Origin of the sequence: Paenibacillus beijingensis (genome assembly GCF_000961095.1) — a bacterium.
Classification (GTDB): domain Bacteria; phylum Bacillota; class Bacilli; order Paenibacillales; family Paenibacillaceae; genus Paenibacillus_O; species Paenibacillus_O beijingensis.
Window position 1 is genome coordinate 4,486,746 of record NZ_CP011058.1, and the last position, 24,896, is coordinate 4,511,641.

At 54.6% G+C, this 24,896-nt stretch carries 24 protein-coding genes and 4 pseudogenes; 23 read left to right on the forward strand and 5 right to left on the reverse strand.

Going from position 1 to position 24,896, the window contains the following annotated elements; all coding sequences use genetic code 11:
* Positions 1-11 precede the first annotated feature (11 nt).
* From VN24_RS20260 to VN24_RS20290, 7 genes are all read left to right on the forward strand, one after another.
* A complete protein-coding gene (locus tag VN24_RS20260; RefSeq protein ID WP_045671902.1) occupies positions 12-1,490 on the forward strand; it encodes an aldehyde dehydrogenase family protein in 1,479 nt (492 codons plus the stop codon).
* Positions 1,491-1,523: 33 nt separating this feature from the next.
* On the forward strand, positions 1,524-1,997 hold the full coding sequence (locus tag VN24_RS20265) for a GlcG/HbpS family heme-binding protein (RefSeq protein WP_045671903.1): 474 nt from the start codon (positions 1,524-1,526) through the stop codon (positions 1,995-1,997).
* 105 nt (positions 1,998-2,102) lie between these two features.
* Positions 2,103-2,780 carry a GntR family transcriptional regulator gene (locus VN24_RS20270; protein WP_045671904.1) on the forward strand — a complete coding sequence of 226 codons (678 nt, stop codon included), beginning with the start codon at positions 2,103-2,105 and terminating at the stop codon, positions 2,778-2,780.
* Between the two features lie 54 nt (positions 2,781-2,834).
* Positions 2,835-3,119: a 2Fe-2S iron-sulfur cluster-binding protein gene (locus VN24_RS20275; RefSeq protein WP_045671905.1), complete on the forward strand. Its 285-nt coding sequence runs from the start codon at positions 2,835-2,837 to the stop codon at positions 3,117-3,119.
* Between the two features lie 126 nt (positions 3,120-3,245).
* Positions 3,246-3,710 (forward strand): RidA family protein, encoded by a 465-nt coding sequence (locus tag VN24_RS20280; protein WP_045673506.1) that lies wholly within the window; start codon positions 3,246-3,248, stop codon positions 3,708-3,710.
* Between the two features lie 101 nt (positions 3,711-3,811).
* A complete protein-coding gene (locus tag VN24_RS20285; protein ID WP_045671906.1) occupies positions 3,812-4,111 on the forward strand; it encodes a hypothetical protein in 300 nt (99 codons plus the stop codon).
* Positions 4,095-4,397 carry a hypothetical protein gene (locus tag VN24_RS20290; RefSeq protein ID WP_045671907.1) on the forward strand — a complete coding sequence of 101 codons (303 nt, stop codon included), beginning with the start codon at positions 4,095-4,097 and terminating at the stop codon, positions 4,395-4,397. The genes VN24_RS20285 and VN24_RS20290 overlap by 17 nt, the downstream gene beginning before the upstream one ends.
* Here VN24_RS20290 and VN24_RS20295 read toward each other — a convergent pair.
* Entirely contained in the window at positions 4,381-4,716 is a 336-nt protein-coding gene (locus VN24_RS20295) for a 2Fe-2S iron-sulfur cluster-binding protein (RefSeq protein ID WP_045671908.1), read from the reverse strand. The genes VN24_RS20290 and VN24_RS20295 overlap by 17 nt on opposite strands.
* Positions 4,717-4,835: 119 nt before the next feature.
* Here VN24_RS20295 and nadX point away from each other — a divergent pair, with 119 nt between their 5' ends.
* Entirely contained in the window at positions 4,836-5,642 is an 807-nt protein-coding gene (gene nadX, locus VN24_RS20300) for an aspartate dehydrogenase (protein ID WP_045671909.1), read from the forward strand.
* 12 nt (positions 5,643-5,654) lie between these two features.
* Here the strand turns inward: nadX and VN24_RS20305 are convergent, their stop codons facing one another.
* Positions 5,655-6,341, reverse strand: a complete 687-nt coding sequence (locus tag VN24_RS20305) for an SOS response-associated peptidase (RefSeq protein ID WP_045671910.1) — start codon at positions 6,339-6,341, stop codon at positions 5,655-5,657.
* 237 nt (positions 6,342-6,578) lie between these two features.
* On the opposite strand from VN24_RS20305, the pseudogene VN24_RS27085 reads away from it, so the two are divergent.
* Together VN24_RS27085 and VN24_RS20315 are read left to right on the forward strand one after the other, a co-directional pair.
* A pseudogene (locus VN24_RS27085) lies at positions 6,579-7,544 on the forward strand (RNA-guided endonuclease TnpB family protein).
* Between the two features lie 120 nt (positions 7,545-7,664).
* Positions 7,665-9,311 carry a DUF2515 domain-containing protein gene (locus VN24_RS20315; protein ID WP_052703062.1) on the forward strand — a complete coding sequence of 549 codons (1,647 nt, stop codon included), beginning with the start codon at positions 7,665-7,667 and terminating at the stop codon, positions 9,309-9,311.
* 329 nt (positions 9,312-9,640) lie between these two features.
* Here the strand turns inward: VN24_RS20315 and VN24_RS20320 are convergent.
* Positions 9,641-10,159 (reverse strand): annotated as a pseudogene (locus tag VN24_RS20320) (acyl-CoA thioesterase); the annotation flags it as partial.
* A gap of 130 nt (positions 10,160-10,289) precedes the next feature.
* Here VN24_RS20320 and VN24_RS20325 point away from each other — a divergent pair.
* The 9 genes and pseudogenes from VN24_RS20325 to VN24_RS20360 all read left to right on the forward strand — a co-directional run bounded on the left by VN24_RS20325 (position 10,290) and on the right by VN24_RS20360 (position 17,054).
* On the forward strand, positions 10,290-11,180 hold the full coding sequence (locus tag VN24_RS20325) for a LysR family transcriptional regulator (protein ID WP_045671911.1): 891 nt from the start codon (positions 10,290-10,292) through the stop codon (positions 11,178-11,180).
* Positions 11,181-11,465: 285 nt separating this feature from the next.
* Positions 11,466-11,669 carry a hypothetical protein gene (locus tag VN24_RS20330; RefSeq protein ID WP_045671912.1) on the forward strand — a complete coding sequence of 68 codons (204 nt, stop codon included), beginning with the start codon at positions 11,466-11,468 and terminating at the stop codon, positions 11,667-11,669.
* Between the two features lie 49 nt (positions 11,670-11,718).
* Complete coding sequence (locus tag VN24_RS20335; RefSeq protein ID WP_045671913.1) at positions 11,719-12,972, forward strand: DNA polymerase IV; 1,254 nt, start codon at positions 11,719-11,721, stop codon at positions 12,970-12,972.
* The gene (locus VN24_RS20340; protein ID WP_045671914.1) at positions 12,969-13,457 is read left to right on the forward strand and encodes a YhjD family protein; all 489 of its coding nucleotides are present in this window, start codon (positions 12,969-12,971) and stop codon (positions 13,455-13,457) included. Before VN24_RS20335 ends, VN24_RS20340 begins: the two co-directional genes overlap by 4 nt.
* Before the next feature lie 84 nt (positions 13,458-13,541).
* On the forward strand, positions 13,542-14,489 hold the full coding sequence (locus VN24_RS26530) for a Gmad2 immunoglobulin-like domain-containing protein (protein WP_052703063.1): 948 nt from the start codon (positions 13,542-13,544) through the stop codon (positions 14,487-14,489).
* A 54-nt stretch (positions 14,490-14,543) separates the two neighbouring features.
* Positions 14,544-14,678 (forward strand): annotated as a pseudogene (locus tag VN24_RS27090) (DinB family protein); the annotation flags it as partial.
* A 546-nt stretch (positions 14,679-15,224) separates the two neighbouring features.
* Positions 15,225-15,725, forward strand: coding sequence for a hypothetical protein (locus VN24_RS20350; RefSeq protein WP_045671915.1), 501 nt, complete (start codon positions 15,225-15,227; stop codon positions 15,723-15,725).
* Between the two features lie 154 nt (positions 15,726-15,879).
* A complete protein-coding gene (locus VN24_RS20355) occupies positions 15,880-16,656 on the forward strand; it encodes a hypothetical protein (protein ID WP_045671916.1) in 777 nt (258 codons plus the stop codon).
* A 71-nt stretch (positions 16,657-16,727) separates the two neighbouring features.
* Complete coding sequence (locus tag VN24_RS20360; protein WP_045671917.1) at positions 16,728-17,054, forward strand: antibiotic biosynthesis monooxygenase family protein; 327 nt, start codon at positions 16,728-16,730, stop codon at positions 17,052-17,054.
* 252 nt (positions 17,055-17,306) lie between these two features.
* Here the strand turns inward: VN24_RS20360 and VN24_RS20365 are convergent, their stop codons facing one another.
* Positions 17,307-19,730 (reverse strand): S9 family peptidase, encoded by a 2,424-nt coding sequence (locus VN24_RS20365; protein WP_045671918.1) that lies wholly within the window; start codon positions 19,728-19,730, stop codon positions 17,307-17,309.
* A 143-nt stretch (positions 19,731-19,873) separates the two neighbouring features.
* On the opposite strand from VN24_RS20365, the pseudogene VN24_RS28290 reads away from it, so the two are divergent.
* From VN24_RS28290 to VN24_RS20380, 4 genes and pseudogenes are all read left to right on the forward strand, one after another.
* Positions 19,874-20,008 (forward strand): annotated as a pseudogene (locus VN24_RS28290) (MFS transporter); the annotation flags it as partial.
* 120 nt (positions 20,009-20,128) lie between these two features.
* A complete protein-coding gene (locus tag VN24_RS20370; RefSeq protein WP_238590738.1) occupies positions 20,129-21,715 on the forward strand; it encodes a spore germination protein in 1,587 nt (528 codons plus the stop codon).
* A 58-nt stretch (positions 21,716-21,773) separates the two neighbouring features.
* Positions 21,774-22,991, forward strand: a complete 1,218-nt coding sequence (locus tag VN24_RS20375) for a Ger(x)C family spore germination protein (protein ID WP_045671919.1) — start codon at positions 21,774-21,776, stop codon at positions 22,989-22,991.
* Positions 22,992-23,006: 15 nt separating this feature from the next.
* A complete protein-coding gene (locus VN24_RS20380; RefSeq protein ID WP_045671920.1) occupies positions 23,007-24,131 on the forward strand; it encodes a GerAB/ArcD/ProY family transporter in 1,125 nt (374 codons plus the stop codon).
* A 12-nt stretch (positions 24,132-24,143) separates the two neighbouring features.
* Here the strand turns inward: VN24_RS20380 and VN24_RS20385 are convergent, their stop codons facing one another.
* Positions 24,144-24,578 (reverse strand): DUF4395 domain-containing protein, encoded by a 435-nt coding sequence (locus VN24_RS20385; RefSeq protein ID WP_045671921.1) that lies wholly within the window; start codon positions 24,576-24,578, stop codon positions 24,144-24,146.
* Positions 24,579-24,896 lie beyond the last annotated feature (318 nt).

Below are 24,896 nucleotides of genomic sequence, written 5' to 3' on the forward strand. Positions count from 1 at the left end.
AGGGGATTAGCATGGCGATCGATACGGCTGTAACAACATTCAAAAACCTCATAGGCGGAGAGTGGGTCGAGTCGGCAAGCGGGCAGACGTTCGACAGCGGCAATCCTGCGGATACGGCGGATATCGTGGGCCGCTTTCAGGCTTCCCTCCACGAGGACGCCGTAGGAGCGGTCGAAGCGGCGGAGAAAGCTTTTCCGGCGTGGCGCGCCACCGCTCCGAGCCGAAGGGCGGAAATATTGTACAAGGCCGCCGATCTGCTGGAAGCGGGCCTCGAGCAGTACGCGCTGGAATTGACGCGCGAGGAGGGTAAGACGCTTGCCAGCGCCCGTATGGAAGTGAAACGATCCGCGCAAACGTTTCGTTATTACGCTTCGGAAGGTCTTAACGTTACCGGCGACACGCTGCCGTCCGACGATCCCAAGACGTTTGTCTATACACGAAAAGAGCCGCTCGGCGTCGTCACCGTCATTACCCCTTGGAATTTTCCTCTCTCCATCCCGGCCCGCAAAATCGCTCCTGCGCTTGCGACCGGCAACACCGTCGTATTCAAGCCGGCTTCCGATACCCCTTTGATCGCACTGCGTCTTGTCCAGGCGCTGCACGAGGCGGGACTGCCGGCAGGCGTCATCAATTTCGTGACCGGGTCGGCGTCGAAGACCGGCAGCGCGCTCGTGACGCACCCGGCCGTCAAAGCGGTTACGTTCACCGGCTCCACCGGCGCCGGCGAGCACATTCACCGTTCGATCCGGCTTTCGACCCGCATTCAGCTTGAGCTGGGCGGCAAGAACCCGCTGGTCGTGCTGGAAGACGCCGATCTTGACCAGGCTGCCGAGCTGGCCGTCAAGGGCGGCTTCGAGCTGACGGGTCAAGCGTGCACGGGCACAAGCCGGGTCATCGTCATGGACCAGGTGCACGACCGCTTCGTCGAGAAGCTGATCGAGCGGACGAAGTCGCTTGCCGTCGGCAACGGGCTGTTGAAAGAAACGGAGATCGGCCCGCTCGCGAACGAGAGCCAGCTCGAAAACGTGCTGTCTTATATCGCAATCGGTCAAGAAGAAGGCGCCGAACTTGTTTATGGAGGCGAGAGAATCGCAGGCGGCGAGTACGATAAAGGCTATTATGTGCGGCCCGCCGTGTTCACCGGCGTCACGCCGGAGATGAGAATTGCGAAGGAAGAAATTTTCGGACCGGTTATCTCGGTCATCCGCGTTACAAGCTTTAAGGAAGCGGTTCGGATCGCCAACGATGTGGAATACGGGCTGTCCGCTTCGATTTGCACCTCCGATGTGAACCGGATGCAATATTTTATTCAGCATATGGAGTCCGGAATGGTGAAGGTCAACCGGACGACGACCGGCAACGCATACAACGCGCCGTTCGGAGGCGTCAAGATGTCCAGTACGGGAACGTACCGGGAATCGGGCCGGGAAGCGCTCGAATTTTATACCCAGATCAAAACGGTTTATCAAGGCATTGACGACATCAAATGATAAGGCAGCGAAGCTAAAGGCGGGAGGTCTAGCATGAAGACGGTAACACGGATTGAACTGGAAGAAGCGAAAGTGATGATCGAAGCGGCCAAACTGGCGGCGGTCGAAGTGAAGGCGCTCGAGACGATCTGCATCGTCGACGACGGCGGATACGTGATCGCGATGGAGCGGATGAACGGAGCCCGGATCACGGGCCCTGAAATCGCCATCGCCAAAGCGTTTACGGCCAGCGGCCACAAACGGTCGACGCATCTGTTCAACCAGCCGGGAGGCCCGGCGACAACAACAGGCGAAGCATTCGGCATCCATGTGATGATGCCCGGCAAGTTCGCGATATTCGTCGGCGGATTTCCGATTGTCGTAAACGGCGAAGTCGTAGGCGGCATCGGCATCAGTGGCGGCAACGGCGAGCAGGATACGGCTGTCGGCGTCGCGGCGCTCAAAGCGCTCAGCGAGCATCTCGGTCCCGAATACGACGTGATCACGCAGGCGGACATCAAGAAGTAGGTTATCTTTTGACGACACGGTCCGCGCGCGAAAATTCCCGATTGCAAGTTGAACGGTAGATCACGATCGTTTAAACTTAGAGAAATAGGATCGGGGGTATACCATATGCCGGAGACAATCGAACTTTGGAAAAGCGAAGAACTCAGTCCCATACGCGACAAAGTATACAACTACATCAAGCAGGCGATCGTTCAAGGCATCTACAAATCGGGCGAACGCATTATCGAGCGCGAGCTGGCGGACCAGCTGCAGGTCAGCCGTACGCCGATTCGCGAAGCACTGTTCCGGCTCGAATCGCAAGGTTTCGTCAAGACGCTTCCCCGCAAGGGAGTCGTCGTTTCGAAGCTTTCCCCGGAGGAAGTCATTGAAATTTTTACGATTCTATCCTCGCTGGAAAGCCTTGCGGTGAAGCTGGCGGCACAAAATGCAAACGAGTCCCACATTGAACAATTGGAACGCCTGATCCGGAAGATGGAAGAGGAACTGTCCCATTCCAAATCGGATGAAGTTTCGACCAGCTTTCATTTCGAAACGTACGATATTATTTGCGAAGCGGCGCAAAGCCCGCGTCTGAAACAAATGCTGGACGGTCTTTCCGATTATATCCGCTCCTTTGTACAGCTGGGGTACGAGCTTCCCGGCCGGAAAAGAAAAGCGGCCGAGGAGCATCTGCAGCAAGCGAAAGCAGTACGGGGCAGGGAGGCGGAGCAGGCGGAATACATTACCCGCATTCATCTGGAAAATTCCAAAAAAGCCTATTTGGAGGCGCTGAATAAAGAATAGGGTCCATGACTTTTAGTCCGGGCATGGCGACTCTTGGAAGGACGGAGGGTTCTTATGCCTAATGTAACCTTGCATCAGAATGGTCAAGTCTATCAACAGGAAGTCGGTGCGAACAGCAATCTGGTCGTGCTTGCGGGAATCAAGAAATTTGGCCATCTGAAGTATGGCTGCGGCATGGGAAAATGCACGAAATGCATGGTGAAGGTTCTCTCGGGAGCGGAAAGTCTTCCCGAGCCGAATTGGAAGGAAAACAAAATGCTCGGCGAGAAGCTCAGCGACGGCTACCGTTTGGCTTGCCAGCTTTATATTCACGAAGATCTCGAAATTCGCCAGGAGTAGCCTGGTCTGCGGGGGGAATTGGCGCACGCTGCGATTTAAAGCGGGTTGGCCGCGGCTTTCCTCAGGCAATTGCCAATGCAGTGAAGCACAACAGATGGAAATGAGGAGGTGAATCCTTTGTTATCCATGCCGCCCAGCGCCGAACAGAAGCTTGAAACGCTCCGTATTCCGTTACCGGAACCGAATACGCCAAGCGGAAACTACGTCCCGTATACGATGCTCGAACCTTTGCTGTATTTAAGCGGAGTTACGCCTAAGACAGGCGGCAAACTGCTCTATAAGGGCAAAGTCGGACAGGATCTGACGAAGGAGGAAGGCTACGAGGCGGCCAGGCTCTGCATGGTGAACCAGCTGAGTGCGATTCGCTCGGCGCTTGGAACGCTCGACCGCGTCGCCGGCATTTTGAAGCTGGAAGGGTTCATTCAGGCCGATGCGGATTTCGAGGATCTGCCCTTTGTATTAAACGGCGCATCCGACCTGCTGGTCGAGGTGTTCGGCGACCGCGGCAAGCATGCGAGGTCGGCGATCGGCGTCAGCTCACTGCCGAGCGGTGCGGCCGTCGAGGTGGAATTGACCGTTTTCTTTAAATAAGTGCCGGGAGGCGCAGCAGCCGCTTAAGCGGTTTCACCACACTTACAGCTTATGCTTACGATGTGGTTTTGCCTCCGGCCAAACCTTTAGGAGGGTTTCATATGAGCCAGTATATTTTGTTGTCCACCACGGAACGCTATCGTTCGGTAACCGACTCCCCGCATCTGGAAACGATCGAAGAGTATGAGTATTATTTCTTCGGCAAAAGGAAAACGGTCTTTACGATTTGCAAAATTAAAACGACCGACGCGAGAATCGTCATCACCGCCGGCTCCGAAGTATTCCCGGATAACAGCATTCCGATCAAAGTGTTCCCCAAATTCGAAACCACCGAAGAAATCGTGAAGGAAATCTATGAACTTAATATCGACGAGGATAGCAAAGTTGTCCGTTCAGCATAACGGCACGAAAGATCGAAGGCGCACGGCGAATGAGCCGCATGCGCCTTCATTGTTTTTTGCGGGCAAAGTTCGGGAAGCCTCCGCATACGGCACAACGATCGGGACATTGGACGATTCTCCGGTCAATCGGGCCGGCAAGCGGACAAACGAAAAGACGGCACGGACACAATGTCCGCGCCGCCGCGCCCTGGCTGCGTATGTGGTTTGGACAGCCGCCGCAGCGCTGCCGCTCGCGCGCAGGGAGAGGAGAGATGGGTCTGTTTCGGTCATTAGGATGAAGCGTTAATTCTTCTTTTGGCGATTTTGTTCAGCCGCTCCAAGTCTTCTTCGCCCCAGGCAATCGTAACGTCTCCCGTCACAAAGGTTTGGCACGCCAGCCGGTATCCTTCTTCAATCCGTTCGGCGCCCAGACGGTCGATTTCCTTCTTCATCACTCTGCTGAGATTGTCATGACCGTCGACGATGCGGACGCGGCAGGTGCCGCACAATCCTCCGCCGCATTTGTAAGGCACGGTACCTTCATAGCGGATCGACGTTCTAAGGATGTTCGCATCTTTGTCAACTTCGATCGTCTTGCCGGAATTTTGATACGTAATCGATGGCATGAGGCTTCCCCTCCCTTTTATTTAATACAAGTATAGCATACTATTTTGGTTTATGGTATACCAAATTAGAATTTTCTGATATGATAGAAAAAAGATAAAGGCACAATAGAGGAGGACTTATGATCAACGTTGGCGTGATTGGTTATGGAACGATTGGCGAGGATGTGGCGGAAGCGCTGCGTGGCGGCCAGGCGGGCGACGCCGTACTTTCAGCGGTTCTCGTCCGGGATATTTCGAAGTACCGGGACCGGGACGATCTTCGGTCCGTCATGACGGAGGATGCGGACGACTTCCTCTCCCGCGGGCTGGACATCGTGGTGGAATGCGCGGGTCATCATGCCGTGTCCGCCTGGGGCGAGCGGGTGCTTCAGTCGGGGGCCGATCTGATCATCGTCAGCGTCGGGGCGTTTGCCGATGATGCGCTGCTTGCGCGTATATTGGAGGCGGCAAAGGCGAGCGGACGCAAAGTGATCGTTCCTTCCGCCGCGATCGGAGGGTTAGACAGGATTGCAGCCGGCAGCATCGGACCGATCGACGAAGTGACGCTCGTCACCCGGAAGCCGCCGAAGGCTTGGTACGGAACGCTGGTCGAACAGCAGGTCGATTTGGCGGCTTTAACCGAGCCTTACCTTGCTTTTGAAGGCGTTGCGCGAGATGCGGCGAAGTTGTTTCCGGAAAGCGTCAACGTTTCGGCGGCTCTCAGCTTGGCCGGAGTGGGACTGGACGCCACGAAAGTCAAGGTGTACGCGGATCCGACCGTTACGCGCAACACGCACGAGATCGAAGCGAAGGGACATTTCGGGCAGATCAAGCTGCAAATTCAAAACACGCCGTCGGCCCGCAATCCGAAGACCGGCTACATCGTGGCGATGAGCGTCGTCAAAACGATCCGCGATTTAACGTCGCCCTTTGTCATCGGCGTGTAGAGGGCCCGCGCTTTAAGGCCGCGGCCCTTCGGTTAACGCTTCGATGCAGGCGGGAGAGTCGTTCCGCACGCTGCCGACCTCTTTGGAGACGGCGTAAGCCTCCATTTCCTCCGCCGGATAAGGAATAAGCAGCTGCCGGGTCGCTTCCGGACGCTGCACGCTCCGGTCGAGCCACAGCGCCTCGTCCTCCGGCCGCAAAATGACGGGCATCCGGTCGTGGATCGGTGCCATCAGCTCATTTGGCCTCGTCGTCAGGACGGTGCAGGTGGAAATTTTTTCGCCCGCGGGAGACAGCCATGTTTCGTACAGGCCGGCCATACTGAACACTGAGCGGCTGCGGAGCACGATCCGCATCGGCTGCTTGCCGTCTTCGCGCTTCTGCCATTCGTAGAACCCGTCGGCAGGAATGAGACACCGTTTGCGCCGGAGCGGAGCGGCAAAGGCCGCTTTGGCGGCTGCCGTCTCGGCGCGCGCATTCAGCATTTTCGAGCCGATCTTCGGATCGTCTACCCACGGGGGAATGAGTCCCCATTTCAGCTCGCCAAGCCGGTTGCGGCTGCCGTCGCTAATGACGGCCAGCACCATCTGACCGGGGGCGATATTATACTGCGGCCGGTGATGCGGTATAATCGTGCCGTCGATCATATACCTCAGCATCAGTTCCTCCAGCGTTACGAGCAGCGTATAGCGTCCGCACATAAGAGGTTCACTCCTTTTCTGACTGATTCGGCCATCCTTTGTCCTTACTCTGTTCTCCTCGCACACGTCTTTTTCCTTTATCATAAGTAACGGAGAAGACCCCAAGCTCTAAGCGAAGCGTAGGTGGCGGGATGAATCCGCTTCAGGTGTGGTCCGACATTGGCTGACCCACCCGCGACAAATACGAACATATGTTCTATTATAGGGGTGACTACCCGTGAAAGGTGGTGACTCTTCTTGCACAAAGCGTTCCGGTTTCGGATTTATCCCGATCGAGAACAACAAACGCTCATCAATCAAACTCTCGGATGCTCCCGGTTCGTCTATAACCGTTTTCTCTCCCTTCGTACCCAAGTGTATCAGAACGAGCGGAAAACATTAACTTTCACCGCTTGTTCCCGGAAACTTACGTTGCTGAAATGCGAATCGCGATTCGAGTGGTTGCGGGAAGTGGATGCCACCGCCCTTCAAAGCGCGCTAAAGTCACTCGAAGATGCATTTAAGCGCTTTTTCACCAAACAGAACGATTACCCGCAGTTCAAGCGAAAGTATGCGTTCGGGCAGAGTTATACAACCAAGAACAACAACGACGCCATTCGCGTGGAAGGAGACCGGATTCGACTGCCAAAGCTCGGTTTCGTGCGATTTGCAAAGACCCGCGAGATCGAAGGCCGCATCTTATCCGCCACCGTTCGCCGGAACTAAGGGCGGCAAGTACTTTGTTTCGGTTTTATGCGAAATGCTCTACTGTCCCTATGTGCGGGTGGACAAGACGAAAAGCGTCGGCATCGATCTGGGCCTGAAGCACTTTGCCGTCCTTTCCACGGGTGAAACCATCGACAATCCGAAGTATCTATACTCGCGAAGTCGATTTCGGACGCGGCGTGGTCCGTATTCGTTGAAATGATCGAATACAAAGCCGCGTGGCATGGCCGGAACGTCGTTACGATTAACAAAAGATTCCCTTCAAGCCAGTTATGCTCAGCATGCGGTGAGCAAAACCCGGATGTAAAAGTTTTAAAGTTGCGCAAATGGATGTGTCCCATGTGCGGCGCTGAGCATGACCGTGACCATAATGCGGCGATCAACATCGAACGGGAAGGATTTCGTATGTGGAAAGCTTTTTCGTACTCGGCCGGCGATGTTTCCTCCGTGTCTGGGAGCGCCGGTTCGGCATTTCAAGCGCTGCGAAAAAAGGATTAGGAAGCTGCGGAGCCGACTATAATGATGCTAAGAGCATCAACAAAAAGTCATTCAAGCATCAAACGGCTGTCGCTGTCTTAATCGCGATCAAAAGGTTTCGCGGTAAATATAGAAGAAACGGTGGAGCGTTATACTTTCTACTATTTTGAAAAAGCGGCGTTTGGCGGCTCGGCAGAAGGGACGGGAGCGGGGAAAATGATACGACGGTTCGGCCAAAAACAAAAGAAGCGCGTGTGGTGGACCGGGCTGTTCCGCATTCCTGCCGCCATCGCCGCATACGTGGTCGGGAGGTGGCGCAGCCGCACCGCTTCGCAGGAGCTTGCTTCCGAAGCGGCCCGGCTGCGGCTGACCGCGCCGGCGGTTTCGGAGCTGAAAGCCGGGTGGCTCAAGCTGGAGGCGCTTGTGTTGCCGGGAGCGGGCGGACAGAGCCCGGCAGCCATGAAAGCTGCCGGAGGAAGCGCCGCGCCCCTCCCGGGCGGCAAGGGCAAACCGCCGGCGAAATCCGGCGCTTTCGCGAAGCCGCTTCAACCGGCGGACGCGGAGGCGGCGCTTTCGCCGGGAACGGCGCCGTCTCCCGCCGGCGGGGGCGGCTGGCCTGCCGGAGCCGCTCTCGGCGGCGCCGTGCCGCAGCATCCTTGGGCGGCGCCGGGCATAGCGGATGCGCCCGCAGGCGCCGGCTGGGGCGCCGCAGAGCTCGCGCTCATCGAGCGGATTCGCGGGGAGATCGTGCGCCATAACCGCAATAACGTGACGCGTACGGAAGCATACCGGGAGCTGTATGCGCGCCGTCCGGAGCTGCACTGGGCGCTGCTGGCGCATATGGTGTCCCGAAACAGCGGCTGGAACATGACCGATCTGCAGGGCGAGTGGCTGCCGCGGCTGCTTGACAACGGGAAGCGCAAAGCGGTATTCGGCATGCTGGAGCGTGCCAATGCGCTTATTTTTCAAGACGCTTATCCGCAGCTGCTGCTTTATGAGGCCGGCCTGAAAGCGGAGAGGAGCTTGTTCCATCTGCTGCCGGCATTCGGCGTCTCGGCGTTCATGCGTCCCGTATGGGAGCAGTTTGCGCGGACGGGGGACGCAGTGCCGCTTACCGTGGCGCTCATTGTGAACGAGCAGCATTACATTGAGCATCGTATTATCGGTGATTCCTACTACCGGAAAAAAGTGCTTGGCACGCTGTTTTTCGGCGTGCAGGCGCTGCTGCAGCTGAACCAGGTCGTGTTTCCTTACGGCAAAGAAGAGGATGGCAGGACGCAGCTTGCCGGACTTGTGATGGAAAATTTCTCGAATTTGCGCGAACGGATTGAGTTCGGCAAGCGGCTGTACGCGCTGCTGTTCGGCGTGCCCGGCGTTTCTGCCGGGGTGCTGCGATTTGTCCGCAGCGTGCGTCATACCGGCTCGCGGGCGGACTATGCGCCCGAGCTGTTCGAGCCGGTGCGCAGCGGACTGCCGGGCAAGACATACAGCGGCCGGATCGAGGCCGGCAGATTGAAGGCGGGCGCGCAGCGGCTGTACAGCCCGCCGCTTGAATCGGCTTGGCCCGACCGCCCTGTAGATCCCCCGGAGCCGGGGGACTGGTTCGGCACCGCCGCCGAGGTGCTTCCTTATTTCCGCGCGCTGCCGCTGCCGGAATCGTTCGAAATGACGAATGAATACGGCTTTGCCTTGAGCAAAATCGAGATGGCGGTCATGGCTGTGCAGCAGCTTGGAGCGGGGGCGGGGGGCGCGCCGGTCGGCGCTGGAGCCCGTCCGAGCTTCGATTAGCAGTCCGTCGAATGATGGCACAGACAGCACAAAAAAAGCCAGCCGCTCCGAGAAGGAACGGCTGGCTTTTTGCTTGCATTTATGATCGGTTACGTGCATTCATTACTCCGCGCTTACCACTCGGTGCCCCAGGCACTTGCATAAGCTTCCAGCGTCTGCGGGGACGCGCCGCCCGCTTCATATTTTTGGCCGCTGGAAACGGGCGCCGGTTTCAGTTCGGCCTTGGTCATCGGCCGCCGTTCCGCCGGGACATGCACGTTGCTCTCGGAAATAAGCTTCGGTTCGCTGCGTTTCGCATCCAGCATCACTTTCGTTTTGCTCATGCTGAAATCCGGGCCCAGAAAATCGGCGAACAGCTTGCTTTCCTGTCTTCTGATTCTTCTTGCTTCTTTCCGTTCCGCAGCCGTTTCAAACAAACGCTGTTCCTCGACCGTTTCCGGAATGACGGCCGCTACCTCTGTCGGTCTGCCGTCATCGCCCAGCGCGACGAAGGTCAGGAACGAGGTGGCGCATACTTTCCGTTCGCCGGTCAGCAGATCTTCGGTAACAACCCGGACGAAGATTTCCATCGACGTCTTGTGCGCCCAAGTAACGAAGGCGGACAAGCAGACGGCATCGCCTTTTTTGACCGGATGCAGAAAATCGACGGAGTCGGTGGATGCGGTAACGACGGGACGGCGGGCATGGCGCGTAGCGGCAATCGTCGCGACATCGTCAATGTAGGCCATCAGCTTGCCGCCGAAAATCGTACCGTGGTGGTTCGTATCGGGCGGCAGTACAATAGAAGCTTTAATGGTATATGAGGAGCTTGCCGGCTTGGCAAGCAAAGTTTCCATTTGTTCGATCATGAGATTACCCTCTTTCTGTAGATGGCTCTCATTGTACATGAGGTTGAAATATAGGTAAAATACATATATCGAATAGTTTTCATTCTTTTTCTCTATACATGCCATCTTGCAGAAGCAGGTGAAACGAATCATGGATATCCGCCAATTAACGTATTTTATTGAGGTCGCGAAGCACCGCAGCTTCACCAAAGCGGCTCAGCACCTTCATATTACCCAGCCCACGCTTTCCAAAATGGTCCGGATGCTTGAGGATGAGCTGGGCGTTACGTTGTTTGACCGCTCCTCGAAGCAGATTGAACTGACCGATGCGGGGGAAACGATTCTGCGGTCCTCGCAGCAAATTTTAAAATCGCTTGACAATATGACGGCGGAGCTCGACGATGTCGTCCAGCTGAAGAAAGGGACGCTGCGCCTTGGAATACCGCCGATGATCGGCGGACATGTTTTTCCTTCCATTATTGAAAGGTTCCACAGCAAATACCCTCAAATCCGCCTGCAGCTGGTGGAGCACGGAGGCAAGCTGATCGAGGCCGGCGTCGACAACGGGGAGCTGGATGTCGGACTTGTCATTCTTCCGATTGTCGACGAGGAGAAGTTCCATCTTCTGCCGTGCATCGAAGAGCAACTCCACCTTGTCGTGCATCCCGGGCACTGGGCGTCGTCCTATAGAAGCATCGAGCTGCGGGAGCTGGAGCACGAGTCCTTTATTATGTTCAAGGATGAATTTACGCTGCACCATCTGATTCAGGAGCAATGCAGACAAGCCGGCTTTGAGCCGGACGTCGTGTTTGAAAGCTCGCAGTGGGATTTCATGATCCAGCTGGTTGCGGCCAAATTCGGCATTGCGCTGCTGCCCGGCGGGGTGTGCCGCGGTCTTGATCCGGCTAAATTCCGCATCGTTCCGTTGATTCAGCCGACCGTCTTATGGCGCTTGTACATGATTTGGAAAAAGGACAAGTATCTCTCCTTTGCGGCGCGGGAGTGGATTTCCATGATGCAGTCCGCCTGGCAAAAACGGTAGATCCGTGTGTCCTCCAGTTGCATCCAGCAATTGGAGGATTTTTTCTCTTGCATAACAAACATATGTTCGGTATATAATACTATAAGAACAAATATTCGCATTTTATGAAGAGGGTTCAATGGAGCGCGTCATATTATGCTTGCCGACTGCCAGTCTTTTTATGCTTCCGCCTGTTCCTTATGCCGGAGGCAGGGCGATGGCCGGCTGGATCCGGTCCCGAATGTTGATCCGTCTTGTCTAAGAACATTACGTGTACTCAAATAGCAAACGAGCGGAGGGGGCATTATGATCGCAAACGTGAATAAATACATCGGCAGGACGATTGAGATCATTTATCAGGATGGGCGGGATCAAATTACACAACGCCGCATTCATGTCTACGCTGCGAATCATCGTTACGTTAAGGCGAAATGTCTGACCTCGTGCTCCCCTCGTTTGTTTCTGCGAACCCGTATTTTAGCGATAAAGCCGGTCAAAGATTATGCCTGAAAAAACGCGTATTCCAATATTACTAGGTATTTTAGTGGAGGGTTAGCCGATGTCGAGACACATTTTTCTAATCGATGGCCAGTCCTTTTATGCATCGGTGGAGAAGGCGGCTCATCCGGAGTATCGCGATAAGCCGGTTGCTGTGGGAGACCCTGCAAGGCTGAACGGTATTGTACTGGCCGCATGTCCGATCGCTAAATCCCGCGGCGTCACGACAGCGGAACGAGTCGGAGAGGCGATGGCCAAATGTCCGGAACTGATTGTTATCCGGCCTAGAATGCAAACCTATATTCAAATGTCGCTGTTCATCACCCAAATTTTTGAATCGTACACGGATCTCGTGGAGCCTTACAGTGTTGACGAGCAGTTTTTGGATGTTACGGGTTCGCTGACTTATTTCGGATCTCCTTATGAAATGGCCAAGGAGATTCAACATCATGTCCTGCTATCAACGGGCATCTGGTCGAGGGTTGGCATCGGCCCGACGAAGATTCTTGCCAAAATGGCGACGGACAACTATGCCAAAAAGATGCCGGAAGGAGTATTTGAGCTTTCATTCGAGAAGCTGGAGTCCACGTTGTGGAAACTTCCTGTGCACCATATGTTCATGGTGGCATCCGCGATGACCCGCCATTTTACCCGGATGGGTCTGGCTTGCATCGGTGATATCGCACGTATGGAATTCGGTGAGTTCAAGCGGCGGATGCGGCGCGAAATGGGGAAGCAAAGCGATATCCAGGCAGGATATTATTGGCAGACTGCGCGGGGCATCGATCCAAGTCCCGTTGTATCCGGAATACGCCATCAGCTAAAATCCGTCAGCCATGGCAAGGCTCTTCGCTGGCGTCTGTACCGAGTGCTTAAAGACATTGAAGTCGTTCTGCTCGAGCTGGTCGTCGAGGTGTGCCAACGGGCCAGACGGTACAATTATATGGGTTCGGTTGTTTCGGTTTCCGCTGCGGAAACCGATGGCGAACGCTCGTCGTGGTTTAGCCGGCAAACAACGATGCCGCAGCCGACTTCTCTGACCCATGAAGTGGCTGCCGCTGCGCATAAGTTATTTATCGAGCATTGGAATGGATTGCCTCTCAGTAATCTATGCGTCTCCTTATCTGGGCTGACCGATGACAGCGTTATTCAGCTCACCCTGTTTGATGACCGGTCCCTCGCTTATCGGAAAGAGCGCGTAATCGATCGAATCAAGGACCGGTACGGGAGCGACGCCATCATACGCGCTTCTTCTCTGCTGGAAGCCGGCGTCGCACGGGAAAGAGCCGCGCAAATTGGGGGGCACTATAAATGAGTAAGCTTGACGGAAACGAACGCTGGAAATCCAAGATGTTATTGACCGAACATGTTGAGCAGTATGAGCAGCGGCATGCTTCCAATGAGGGCAAGATAACGACTACCGAAGAACGAACCATGATACGCGACTATATTTTGCTGCCGCACATGCAAAAGATGGTTCAGAGGAGCATAGCGGACGTGGAGTGCTCAACGAATATCCTAAAGCGTCTGTATCTCATGGCCGGGCAGAAAATTCTGGACCTGATCACGAAAGACTTGTACAGACTGCGCCGCGAACTCAAGAAACGGAATATAAAAATCTTGACCGAAGAGCAATCGGATTTGGTTATCTATCATCGTTATTACTGCCGGGGATACGAGGAACGTTTCGGCATGACGCGTGAGGTTATGCGGTCAGAGATAAGCCTGCAGTTGACAAAGTATGCGTCGGAGTTGACAACGCTGCTGAGGGAATACTCCAAAGAAATGAAGGGGGATTAGACGTTATGGGCGCCGCGGCAGCGGAAGCGGCATTGTAACTTTTGAGACTCCTTCTGCGTCTAACTTTCAAAGGAGCTGAGAAGCATGCGACAACAGAAGGGGTTTCTTTTTCTCGCTTTAATGTGCATTGCGGCGCTGCTGGCATCTTGCGGTCAGGGGAACGGTTCTGCGGACTCCCCCGCAAATGAGGGATCCGAAGAGGAAACAACGGCGGTCAAAGTATTTGACAAGGGCAGTATCATTCGAAAAGAAGGACCGCGCCTATTAATCACAGCTTACGTCCAAAAAAACGATGCCCCCTATATCGATGCCTTCTGGTTCACGGTGAACGAACAGACGGTAGTTCAAAACAGCGAAGGCCAACATGTTCCGCTTGACAATATTTCGGTCGGCGCACAAGTGGAAGCATGGCATACGGGGACCGTTGAAGAATCGTACCCGGCACAGACCGCTGCCGCCAAAATCATTGTGCATGAAGATACGCAAGAGGTGCCTGAAGGCATGGTCGGACAAACGGAAGCCGTTCAAGCCGCCCTGCAATCGCAAACCGGGTCGACCGCCGCATCGGCTGTCAAGAGCGCCTCGCTCGATGCAGAGAACGGGTACTGGAACGTGGAGCTTGTCCATCACGAAACCGTCGACCAACCCGTCACCGTTCGGATTGACGCCCGATCCGGCGAGCCTGTCCCGATTCCTGTGGCGGAAAACGAAGTCTTCCGCTTATTTTCACCCCAGCCGGGGACAGAAACCGGCCCCACCTTTACGGTCGAGGGCGAAGCCCGCGTATTCGAAGCTGCTTTTAGCTGGACGTTGGAAGACGGACACACCATTTTGGCCGAAGGCCACGAGATGGCCGATGAGGGCGCTCCCGCATGGGGCCGTTTCCGTTTCGACGTCAGCTATGAGCAAGCTTCGCAGGCCAACATGACGTTAATCTTGTTCATTCACAGCGCCAAAGACGGAAGCGTCCAGCACAGGCTGATCATTCCTTTGAAGGTTCCCGAGGAGCGCATCGATCACACGGTGGAGTGAAAGTCATTTCCAACTCTACGCAGATTGTCTATAGGGTTAGGGATCAATTGGCTAGGTGAAATCTTGCGGCATGTGATTGCTCATAAAATTCATCATACGGGTCAGCTATCCATATGGGTAAGAGTGCTCGGGCTTCAACCGGTATCCGCCAATGTGATTGGAGGAGGGTTATTTCAACAAGAAAGCTAAACAAACAGATCACGCTATTTAAAACAGGGATCATCTGCTGCCGGGGAGCAGGTGATCCTTTTTGATTGCTGGTGTAACGGGCATTTTTATGAAATACCAGACATTTTAATATATGATAAAATATGCCTATAGATAAATTGGATGCTTGATAGCTCTAAAGTTATCTAGTAGAACGCTCCGAAAAACCTTCCGATGATCGAACGGAAATCAGTGCTCTTATTTTGCATTTATGAGCCCATTTGGATATCTAACGGAACTGACAGCTCTTAATCGATTTAAAATAGTCTATTTTCAGACCGAAAAACAGAAATAAGGTCCGATACTTCCGTTAGATGTTCAAATCGAACAACATGAGCTGAATAACGTCCACTGCTTCCGTTAGCATCCAAGAACAACCCGTAATGGTAACCGTTTTTCAGGATCGTTCTACTAGAGTGCAGGTGATACCTATTTCTCATCAAAAAATTAGCAAACAGCAGCACCGATACGAGCCCAACTGTGATCGCCGCCATTGAGAAGCAGCGGGGTTCGGGATTTGTCTCCTAGATGATACACGAGCATGTCGTCCCGGATGGGGAGGTTGCGTTTTTTATACGGAATATGCCGAATGACCGAATAAATATTGGTGCTGAGTACGTCAAGAAGACGTCGAAAGGTTGGAACTTGAGATTTGGAGGTGGCTTCGGCGCATCTAATGTTACGCTGGGGCTTAGCGATACGGAGGCGAGGAAGGAAACATTCCATGCGGAGTATTTCTTTAGTACGGAAGGCAGTAGTTACGGCCGTTCCCCATTTCCGATGTTTTACGGAGTAGTTCTTAATCCGGATATCACCAGAATGACGGTCAAGGATTATATGACGGGATTGGAGAAACAGGCGGAGCTCATTGAAGTGGAGCGAAACTTTAGATTGTTCTATGTCTTTGTTGACAAAGCTCAAGGTACGAAGTTCGATATTATGGGTTATGCGGCGGACGGAACTATCAAACACAAGGAGACTACCGACGAGTCACTCCCTTTTCAAGTCAGTGTGACAAAGAAAGATTAGAAAAAAATACCGGATACGAAATGAAGTTGTTCAAAAAGGAACGTATTCAATTCATTAAGGTTTCTGCTGGCAGTAACGCTAAAGGGCAAAGGGCAAATCGATCTTCTGAAACATTGACATCCCCATAATCGTGTACTGATTGAGGTGATGGACAATGAGATGGGTGAAGCGGATGGGTCAGACTTTATTCGTGCTTCTAATTATGCTGGCTGCGGCGGGCTGTGGCGCGATGGAACAAGGGGAAGTGAACCCGTATTCTCAGGGGGATGCTCCGGAGTCGGTTTCCGGGAATAAGGCCGAACCATGCAAGGCGATCATCGATTGGGTCGATTTTCTGATGATCAATAACATAAAGTATGATCACAACTACGACGGAACGAAGGAGGTAACGGCGGAGCAGCTCGGAGACAAGGTAGGTGAAGTCTCCTATATGTTGAATGAACATGCCTGTACGGATCATGTGGAGAAGAACGGAGATGCTGCATTCCTTCCGATCGGTACCGTTATCTACGCCATGAAAGGTTACAAGCCGGAGTTCCGTGTCGTAGCCGACAACAAGATCTATGAAGTGAGGGATAATCCGAATGCGGCCACGATGGGTGATTTATTGGATATTAACGGAAGAGTGGAGAAAGTGAGTCTGGAAAGCGGCAAGGACGGCAGTCCGATCGGCGATTTCAGTGAAGAAGCGTCATACGAATTTATTCAAGAATTGCTGCCGTTGTCGCATGTCGGTTTCGATGCGGTCTACAAGAAAATAAAGCCCGAAGCGGGCATTTTTCTGCGTGTTCACCTTCAGGATGGGACATCCTTCCGTATGGTCTTTTATCCGAAAGCGAACGCCTTTACAGACGGCGCGTTCGGAACGGAACGATTGAAAGAGTTAATTATGACGCAAAGAGAACTGATTAAAGCAGCGGCAGGCATGTAGAGGCAGAATCATACCACTTTTGTTGGCGGCAACGAACGAATCAAACTCGAACTTATTGGAGGGTACTACATATGAGCGGGATTGCAAAAACTCCTGAACCGCCTTATTATGCAGTCATTTTTGCTTCTCAGAGGACGGAAGGCGACAGAGGTTACGGAATCATGGCGGACAAAATGGTTGAGTTAGCTTATCAGCAAGAGGGCTTCTTAGGCGTGGAAAGTGCCCGTGACGAGGGACTGGGAATCACTGTATCCTACTGGGAATCACTAGAAGCAATAAAGAACTGGAAGGAACATTCAGCACATAAAATTGCACAGGACAGAGGCAAAGCAGAATGGTACGCAATTTTTTCTCTCCGAGTTTGCAAAGTTGAGAGACACAGCTTTTTTGAGATGTGAATGTTGAGAGAAGGCGTTCATCCTCGGCTATGAGCACTCGAACATCTTCCATAATTCACCTTCCTGAAACTTTTTCCAAACCTTTGCAAATTGAATTGTATCATGAGGGCGGGGACCGGCAAACGGGTAGTCGGCGGCTTTAGAGGCGATCAGCATGAGAGAGGGCTTCTTTCTCCGTAAAACCAGAAACAGGGTCGAGGACGAATCCTCAACCCTGTTTGGCGATTGCACCTGAAACCATGCAGCATGTTTCTATTCCATCAGATGACGATGCAGAAACTTCTCCAGTGACCGGTAAAAATCAAGCTGGTTCTCGATATTGCCGAATCCGTGCCCTTCGTTCGCTTTCAGCATATACGGCACTTCAACGCCCCGTTTCTGCAGTGCGGCGACGATTTGGTCCGACTCCGCCTGCTTGACGCGCGGATCGTTTGCACCCTGCACGACGAAGAGCGGCGCTTTGATCTGGTCGGCGTGAAATAGCGGCGATACTTCCTCAAGCAGCGCTTTATCTTTCACGGGATCGCCCATGCGCTCGTAAAATTTCGTTCGTTCGGACTCCCAATAAGGCGGCAGCGAATCGAGCAGGGTGAACAGGTTGGACGGGCCGACATAGCTGACGCCGGCCGCGTACAGATCCGGCGTGAAGGCAAGTCCGGCGAGCGCCGCATAGCCGCCGTAGGAAGCGCCGTAAATGGCGACTTTGTCCGGATCGGCGACGCCTTCCTTGATCAGCCACTGAACGCCGTCGGTAAGGTCGTTCTGCATCGCCTTGCCCCATTGCTTGTTGCCGGCGTCAAGGAATTGTTTGCCGTAGCCGGTCGAACCGCGGAAATTAACCTGCAGCACCGCATAGCCGCGGTTTGCAAGCAGCTGCACTTCCGGGTTGAAGCCCCATGAGTCGCGGGCCCACGGTCCGCCGTGCGGATTGACGACCAGCGGCAAATGTTTCGGGTCTTTGCCTTTCGGCAGCGTCAAATAACCGTGAATCGTCAAACCGTCCCTGGATTCAAACGTAATCGGCTTCATGTCAGCCATTTTGTTCTCGTCGATCCAAGGCGCCGTGTCGGCGATTTTTTCCAGCAGATCCTTCCCGGAATCATAGAAGTAATAGGTGCCCATCGATTTGTCATTGTAGGCGAGGAACATCACTCTTCCTTGCTCGTTCATCGATTGGAGGATGATGTCCTTGCCGGGCACTTTGCCTGCGATCGTCTCATACAGCTTCTTCGTGTCCGGATCGAAAAACTGGTAGTGCACTTTTTCCGTTTCATAGAGCGCGGCAACGATTTTTTGCTGTTTTTTCGACGGGATGAAGGAAGTGACGTCGACATCGGCGTGTTCGAATATCGTGCTCACCGTCTGTTTCGAAGCCGGATCGTATTGAACGATCGCGGTTTTGTCGCGGCCTATGTTGGAAACCGCATAGAGCTGTTTATTGTCGTACGTGAACATAACCGGGACAAACGTGTCGCCGAGTTCCGTCGTCAGCAGCGGCTGAAACGGCTTGTCCTCCGTCTCCCGGTACAGAAGCGACGATACGTTGCCGTCGCTTGAGACGGCTACCCGGATTTTGCCGTCATGATCGGTCAGCCAGCCGGTAATGTTCCCCGGATTCTCAGCGACCATCTGTGCCGCTCCCGTTTCGGTATTGATCCGGTAAACGTCAAAAATGCGCGGGTCGCGCTTATTCAACCCGACCAATATTTCGTCCTTCTTCTCTTCCAGCGGGTCGATCAGCATCGCGGTTGTGTTGACGTACGGCGTCAAGTCCTTGTTCCCGGTTCCGTCGGTGTTAATGCTGAAAATGCGGAAGTTCTCGTTTCCGCCGTCATCCATTGCGTAAATCAGCTTGCTGTCGTTCTCCCAGGCGAAGCCGGCAATGTTGCGCTCGGTTGCGTTCGTGACGCGGACCGCTTCCTGCTCGCCGAACGTTTTGACGAACACGTTCAAGCGGTTGTTCCACGGCATCATAAACGCCATCCGCTTCCCGTCCGGAGAAACTTGAAACCCGAGCTGTGCGGGCTGGCGGATGAAGTCCTCGAGCGGGATAACATCCGGATCACGCACGTCGAGACCGGCTGCGCGGTACAGCGCAAGCGCAAATTCGCCATATGTAACCTTATGTTTCGGCTCGAAGGCGGTTCCTTCCACGATGAAATGCTGCTTCAAACGTACCGCATCGGCTTGATGGTAAGAGGCAATCGCAGCCTGATCGGTATAACGGGCCTGAATGCCGTTGTCGGACAGCGCAAAAGCCCGGACGAACAACGAAGCCATCTGTTCGCTCGTCAGCGCCTCGCCCGGCATAAATCCGCGGGTGCCGCCCTTCATAATGCCGTGCTGCTTCAGCGCGTTCACGGCGCCTGCCGCAGGATCATCGGCGCTCACATCGGCGAATCCGGACCCGTCCGCGGGGATATCCAGCTTCAAAGCGCGGCTGATGAGAATCGCCGCTTGTCCGCGCGTAATCGGCGCGTCAGCGGGGGACATGCCGGCCGTCTTGCCGTCGATGATACCGGTCTCGGTCAACCTCACGATCGCAGACTGCGCCTGTGCGCCGTCAGCTCGTTCCGCCCCGGCGGCGGCGGGAAACAGTAACGTGACGGCAAGCGATGCCGTTAACAAAAATGAAGCCGTTTTGCTGCCAAGTTTGCTGTGGTGTGATGCGTTCAATACTTCGTCTCCTCTCTAATTTTCGGTGGGTGGTTCTTCCATTCTAACAAAAAAAGCATCAAGGTTTCCAGACTTTACCTGTACAAATAATACAGGAAATCGCTGGAGCGTGTCGGAAAGAATACGGCGATGGTACGGCAGAAGGGGCTGCCACCGCTTCCTTCATGACCGCATTCGATCTCGGAATCGGGCTCGGCTCGATCGTTCTCGGCTGGGTTTTCCAATATACGGGCTACAAGGTGCTGTTCATCGTCAGCGCCGGATCAGCGCCGGATTAGTGGCGGTTTCGTTGCTGGTTTTCAGCTGCCAATTGCCGCCCCTTCTAATTTCCATTACATAAAAAATGGATTAACGAGCACAATAAGGACAATCTTGGAAATGAAGGTGCGCCAATGCCATTGACTTCAAGTTCCCGACAAAGCATAAAGCAAGGCGGCCGGCAAGGCAAAGCCGCGGCCAGGCGCGGGGGGAAATCGTCCGCAGCGACGCCGCTCAGCCGTTCGCTGGCCGCCAATGCGCATGCAATCCGCACCCTTTTGGGGGAGAGCTCGGATGTGCAGCTGCGCTTGTTCCGCAGCGGCGCGTCGCCCGATACGGAAATGGCCATTATTTACATTGAAGCGATTGTGAGCAGCAGCGATTTGAACGAGATGGTCATCGAGAAGGTGATGGGCGCTCCCGCGGCCGATCCGCCGCTGCCGCTCCCGGAGCTGCTGGAGTGGCTGGGCAGCAGAGTCGTTTCGGCAAGCGTGATCAGCATGGAGAGCACGCTGGAGGGGACGCTGGAGCGGCTGCTCTCCGGCAGCTGTATTTTGCTGGCGGAAGGGGTGCCCCAAGTGCTGGCCGCAGCGATCGGCGGGGGAGATGAGCGTCCGGTAGGGGAGCCCAGCACGCAAACCGTCATCCGGGGGCCGCAAAACAGCTTCAACGAAAATCTGATGACCAACGTCGGATTGATCCGCAAGATGATCCGTTCCGAGCGTTTGCGGCTTGAGATCCGGCGGATCGGCAGGCAGACGAATACGGCTGTCGGCATGATGTACATGGACGGTATCGCCAATGAGAGCATCGTCGAGGAACTGCGGCGGCGGCTCGAAACGATCGATCTGGACAGCGTGCTGGACAGCGGCTATGTGGAGGAGTTCATTCAGGACGCAACATTCACCCCTTTCCCGACGCTGATGAATACCGAGCGTCCGGACGAGGTGGCGGGAGGGCTGCTCGAAGGACAAGTCGTCGTCCTGGTCGACGGCTCTCCGTTCGTGCTGCTTGCGCCGGTAACGTTCTTCCGCTTCTTCCAGTCGCCGGAAGATTATTACCAGCGGTTCGATATCGCCACCTTTTTACGGCTGATCCGCATCGTCGCTTTTATCGTTTCCATGCATTTGCCCGCTCTATATATTGCCATTACGACCTATCATCAGGAAATGCTGCCGACGACGCTGCTGATCAGTCTGGCGGCGCAGCGGGAAGGCGTTCCGTTCCCGGCGATCGTGGAAGCGTTCCTGATGGAGCTTACCTTTGAGGTGCTGCGGGAAGCGGGCGTGCGCTTGCCGCGCGCCGTAGGCCCGGCGATCTCGATCGTAGGCGCTCTCGTGCTTGGACAAGCTGCGGTTCAGGCCGGGCTTGTATCTGCAGCCATGGTTATTGTCGTAGCATTTACGGCGATTTCCAACTTCGTTTCGCCGCAGGTCAACATCGCCATTGCCGCGCGGCTAATCCGGTTTTTGCTGATGCTGGCTGCCGGAATTTTCGGTTTTCTGGGCATTATGGCTTGCGACTTGCTCCTGATCGTCCATCTGTCGGGTTTGCGGTCGTTCGGGGTCCCTTATACGAGCCCTTTTTCGCCATTCAAGTGGACCAGCTGGAAAGATACGTTTGTGCGCGCGCCTTGGTGGCTGATGGGCCGGAGGCCGGCGGGGGGCGATACGGGCGACTCGATGCGGCAAACCGATACGAGCCAGCCTCCGCATCAGCAGGAATAAGCAACCCGGGGCCAAAGTGGGGGCATGATAGGACAAATGTCTGGAAAGAGGAGTGGGGATGTTGACGGCTTTGCGGATCATAGCGGCGGCGGCGTTATGCCTGCTCATCGGCGGCTGCTGGGACAAAACGGAATTGAACGAGCTGGGCATCATTTCGGGCACCGCAGTCGACTTAACCAGCAACGGCAAATGGGATGTCAGCTACCAGCTCGTCATCCCCCAGGCAATCAGCGCACAGACCGGAGGAGGAGGGGGGCAAAGCGCTCCGTTCAACGTCTTTTCGACCGAAGCCGACAGCTTGCGCGGCGCAATCAGCAAAGCGACGCAGGAAATGAGCCGCAAGCTTTATTTTGCGCACAATCAGGTAATCATCATTAGCGAGCAGGCGGCGAGGAAAGGCATCGGGACGCTGATGGACGTTTATTTGCGCAACTCGGACTCGCGTGAGACGGTGGATGTATTCGTGGTGCCGGATAATGCGCGGCTGATGCTGGAACAAATTTTGCCGCTGGACCGTATTTCCGGAGCGGGGCTGGAGCGGCTTGTAGACATTGAGGAAAACAACGGCGGCAGCTTCCGCGAGATGACGATGCATCAGGTGCTGCTCAAGCTGCTCGGACCGACAAGGTCGGTCGCGATCCCGGGGCTGGCCCTGACCGGAGCGAATAAGAAGCTGGACAATATTGAAATTTTGGGACATACGGCGACGCCCAGCAAAGTCCGCCTCCAGCGGCTCGCGGTTATAAGGGAAGATTCGTTTGTAGGATGGCTGAATACGCAGGAGAGCATGGGGGCGATGTGGCTCAGCGGCTATTTGAAACGGGCGACGCTGTCCTTCTCAAACGGCGCCGGTGCGGCGAAACGAAACAGCGTCCAGATTAGGGCAGCGTCGACGACGGTGAAGCCGGAGCGGACCGGGGACGGATGGACGATGCATGTGCAGGTCCAGGCGGCAGGAAGGCTGATTGAATATAACGGAACCGAAAATTTGCAGCGTCCGGCTTCGGTGCCGGTACTTGAACAGCAGATCGGGACGTTAATCAAGACCAATATGGAGATGAGCTGGATGGCGGTGCGCAGGTTGAAAGCCGACTTCCTCGGCTTCGGGGAACTGGTGCGCGAGCGTTATCCCGCCCAGTGGAAAAAAATTGCCCCGAAATGGAACGAGCTCGAGTTTCCGGCGGTTAAACTGGACATAAAGGTGAAATTCAAGCTGAAGGACACCGGTTTAAGCAACAATTCATTTCGGTCGGTGCAGGAAAAATCCGACCGGTAGGCGGGTGAACATAGCATGCGGCAGCGCATCGGTACGTTGCAAATTTGCACGATGATCATATTGTTTCAAATCGGCAGTACGCCGCTGTTCGAGCTTGGCATCGAAGCCAAGCAGGATTCCTGGCTGGCGATGGCGGTCGCAGCATCGCTCGGCATGGGAATGATATGGGTGTATCTCCGTCTTCAGCAAAGAGCGCCGCAGGCCGACTTGACCGGACTTTACAAGCTGCATTTCGGACGATGGGCAGGGGGGCTGCTGGGCGTGGTGCAAGGTCTGTTCTTCGCTTACGAATCGATGCGAAACGTCCGGGATTTCGGAGAACTGACAACCCTCACGCTGCTGGAGCAGACGCCGCAGTGGATCGTCATGCTCGTCATTTTCGGCATTTCCGTCTATACCGTATGGCAAGGGGTGGAGGTGTTTTTTCGGGCGTCGATTTTAATTATTCCGTTCGTTATGCTGAGCTACTTTGTGCTGATCGTGCTGCTGTTCGCTGCCGAAATTCCGAAGCTGAGTCTGCTGCGGCCGGTGTTGGAAGAAGGTCTGCAGCCGATATGGGGTGCTTTCCCGAACGTGCTCGTATTTCCGTTCTCGCAGATGGTCCTGTTTCTGATGTTCTGGAAATATGCCGCTTCTCCGGCCAAGGCATACCGGGTAACATATGCTTCCTATGCCATTGTTGCCACCTTTCTGATCGGCATCAACGCGCTTATTATTTCCGTCCTTGGACCGGAGGTGGCGTCGGTGTCGGCGCTGCCGATGCTGGAGGTGGTGGAGCTGATCCGGCTTGCGAACTTCATCGAGCGGCTCGATGTCATCGTGACGCTGCTGCTCTTTCTGGGGCTTTATGTGAAAATGACCGCGTTATATATGGGAGGGGTGCTTGCGATCCGTTCCGCATGCGGCATTTCGTACCGCTGGTGCGCCGCACTGCTCGGAATACTCATTTACGGGACGTCGTTTCTGGAGCCGAACAATGTCGCTCATATTTGGATCGGGCTCGAGCTGACGCCCCGCGTGACGATGAGTTACCAGATCGTATTGCCGCTTCTCATGCTGCTGAGCGGCATCGCATGGGTCAAGCGCAAAGCGGAAGCCGCCGGTCTGTCCGGACCGGCGGCGAAGCCGTCCCAAAAGTAAAAGGCGGGGAGCTTATTTCCCGCTGATGCGGGCATGTTTGCGATGACGGTACTGGAGCCAGTGATATCGGATGAAGCATCCGATACAAAATCCGAGAATGGCGACGAGGGCCGCTAACGCCACGATACCGGTAAAAATGAGGGCGGCCATATGCCACCCGGCAACGTAAGCGGCCAGTCCGAGCAGCAGGCAAATGACGGCAATCGCCTGATTAAACTGCTGCTGATCCCAGTCCTCGGGCACATAATGGGACGGCTGTTTCCGGAGAAAACGCTTTGCGAAGCGCATGACCGGATTGAATCCGAACAGCAGGCCGCCGATGCCTGCCAATAGCGGCAGCGCCAGCAGCCAGTAAAAACCCGAAATCCATACGGCCGCCACAGTGGCGACGATAAACCATTGATTCGTTCTGACCAGCGGACGGGGGATCGAACGAGGTTGTTCCATCGTTATCAGTCCTTTCTTCCCTATATACTTGGATTTTACTCTTTTTTTGCAGAAAGTCGAGCGAAAATCCGAAAGACGGTATGACCTGCGCGTCTAAAATACGCTGTGATGGGCGGTTAAAAAAGCATTCTTTAAGTTTGACTTTTTCCTTACGCAGGAGGTATAGTGGAATCACAAACTCATAGGTGTCCGGGAGCTTAGGGAACTTTGCTGAGAGGAAAGCCATTCCGCTTTCGACCGGTGATCTGATCTGGATAATGCCAGCGGAGACAATTCGCCATGTTGTAAACGATAGCAAGATGGCCGCAACCCAATTTC

Bases quoted from the DNA above. Each gene is read 5' to 3' on its own strand.
- VN24_RS20350 (WP_045671915.1), top strand. From the start codon at position 15,225: ATGATACACGAGCATGTCGTCCCGGATGGGGAGGTTGCGTTTTTTATA.
- VN24_RS20375 (WP_045671919.1), top strand. From the start codon at position 21,774: ATGTTGACGGCTTTGCGGATCATAGCGGCGGCGGCGTTATGCCTGCTC.
- VN24_RS20275 (WP_045671905.1), top strand. From the start codon at position 2,835: ATGCCTAATGTAACCTTGCATCAGAATGGTCAAGTCTATCAACAGGAA.
- VN24_RS20340 (WP_045671914.1), top strand. From the start codon at position 12,969: ATGAGTAAGCTTGACGGAAACGAACGCTGGAAATCCAAGATGTTATTG.
- VN24_RS20270 (WP_045671904.1), top strand. From the start codon at position 2,103: ATGCCGGAGACAATCGAACTTTGGAAAAGCGAAGAACTCAGTCCCATA.
- VN24_RS20355 (WP_045671916.1), top strand. From the start codon at position 15,880: ATGAGATGGGTGAAGCGGATGGGTCAGACTTTATTCGTGCTTCTAATT.
- VN24_RS26530 (WP_052703063.1), top strand. From the start codon at position 13,542: ATGCGACAACAGAAGGGGTTTCTTTTTCTCGCTTTAATGTGCATTGCG.
- VN24_RS20325 (WP_045671911.1), top strand. From the start codon at position 10,290: ATGGATATCCGCCAATTAACGTATTTTATTGAGGTCGCGAAGCACCGC.
- nadX (WP_045671909.1), top strand. From the start codon at position 4,836: ATGATCAACGTTGGCGTGATTGGTTATGGAACGATTGGCGAGGATGTG.
- VN24_RS20265 (WP_045671903.1), top strand. From the start codon at position 1,524: ATGAAGACGGTAACACGGATTGAACTGGAAGAAGCGAAAGTGATGATC.
- VN24_RS20360 (WP_045671917.1), top strand. From the start codon at position 16,728: ATGAGCGGGATTGCAAAAACTCCTGAACCGCCTTATTATGCAGTCATT.
- VN24_RS20380 (WP_045671920.1), top strand. From the start codon at position 23,007: ATGCGGCAGCGCATCGGTACGTTGCAAATTTGCACGATGATCATATTG.
- VN24_RS20260 (WP_045671902.1), top strand. From the start codon at position 12: ATGGCGATCGATACGGCTGTAACAACATTCAAAAACCTCATAGGCGGA.
- VN24_RS20305 (WP_045671910.1), bottom strand. From the start codon at position 6,341: ATGTGCGGACGCTATACGCTGCTCGTAACGCTGGAGGAACTGATGCTG.
- VN24_RS20335 (WP_045671913.1), top strand. From the start codon at position 11,719: ATGTCGAGACACATTTTTCTAATCGATGGCCAGTCCTTTTATGCATCG.
- VN24_RS20330 (WP_045671912.1), top strand. From the start codon at position 11,466: ATGATCGCAAACGTGAATAAATACATCGGCAGGACGATTGAGATCATT.
- VN24_RS20280 (WP_045673506.1), top strand. From the start codon at position 3,246: ATGCCGCCCAGCGCCGAACAGAAGCTTGAAACGCTCCGTATTCCGTTA.
- VN24_RS20385 (WP_045671921.1), bottom strand. From the start codon at position 24,578: ATGGAACAACCTCGTTCGATCCCCCGTCCGCTGGTCAGAACGAATCAA.
- VN24_RS20285 (WP_045671906.1), top strand. From the start codon at position 3,812: ATGAGCCAGTATATTTTGTTGTCCACCACGGAACGCTATCGTTCGGTA.
- VN24_RS20295 (WP_045671908.1), bottom strand. From the start codon at position 4,716: ATGCCATCGATTACGTATCAAAATTCCGGCAAGACGATCGAAGTTGAC.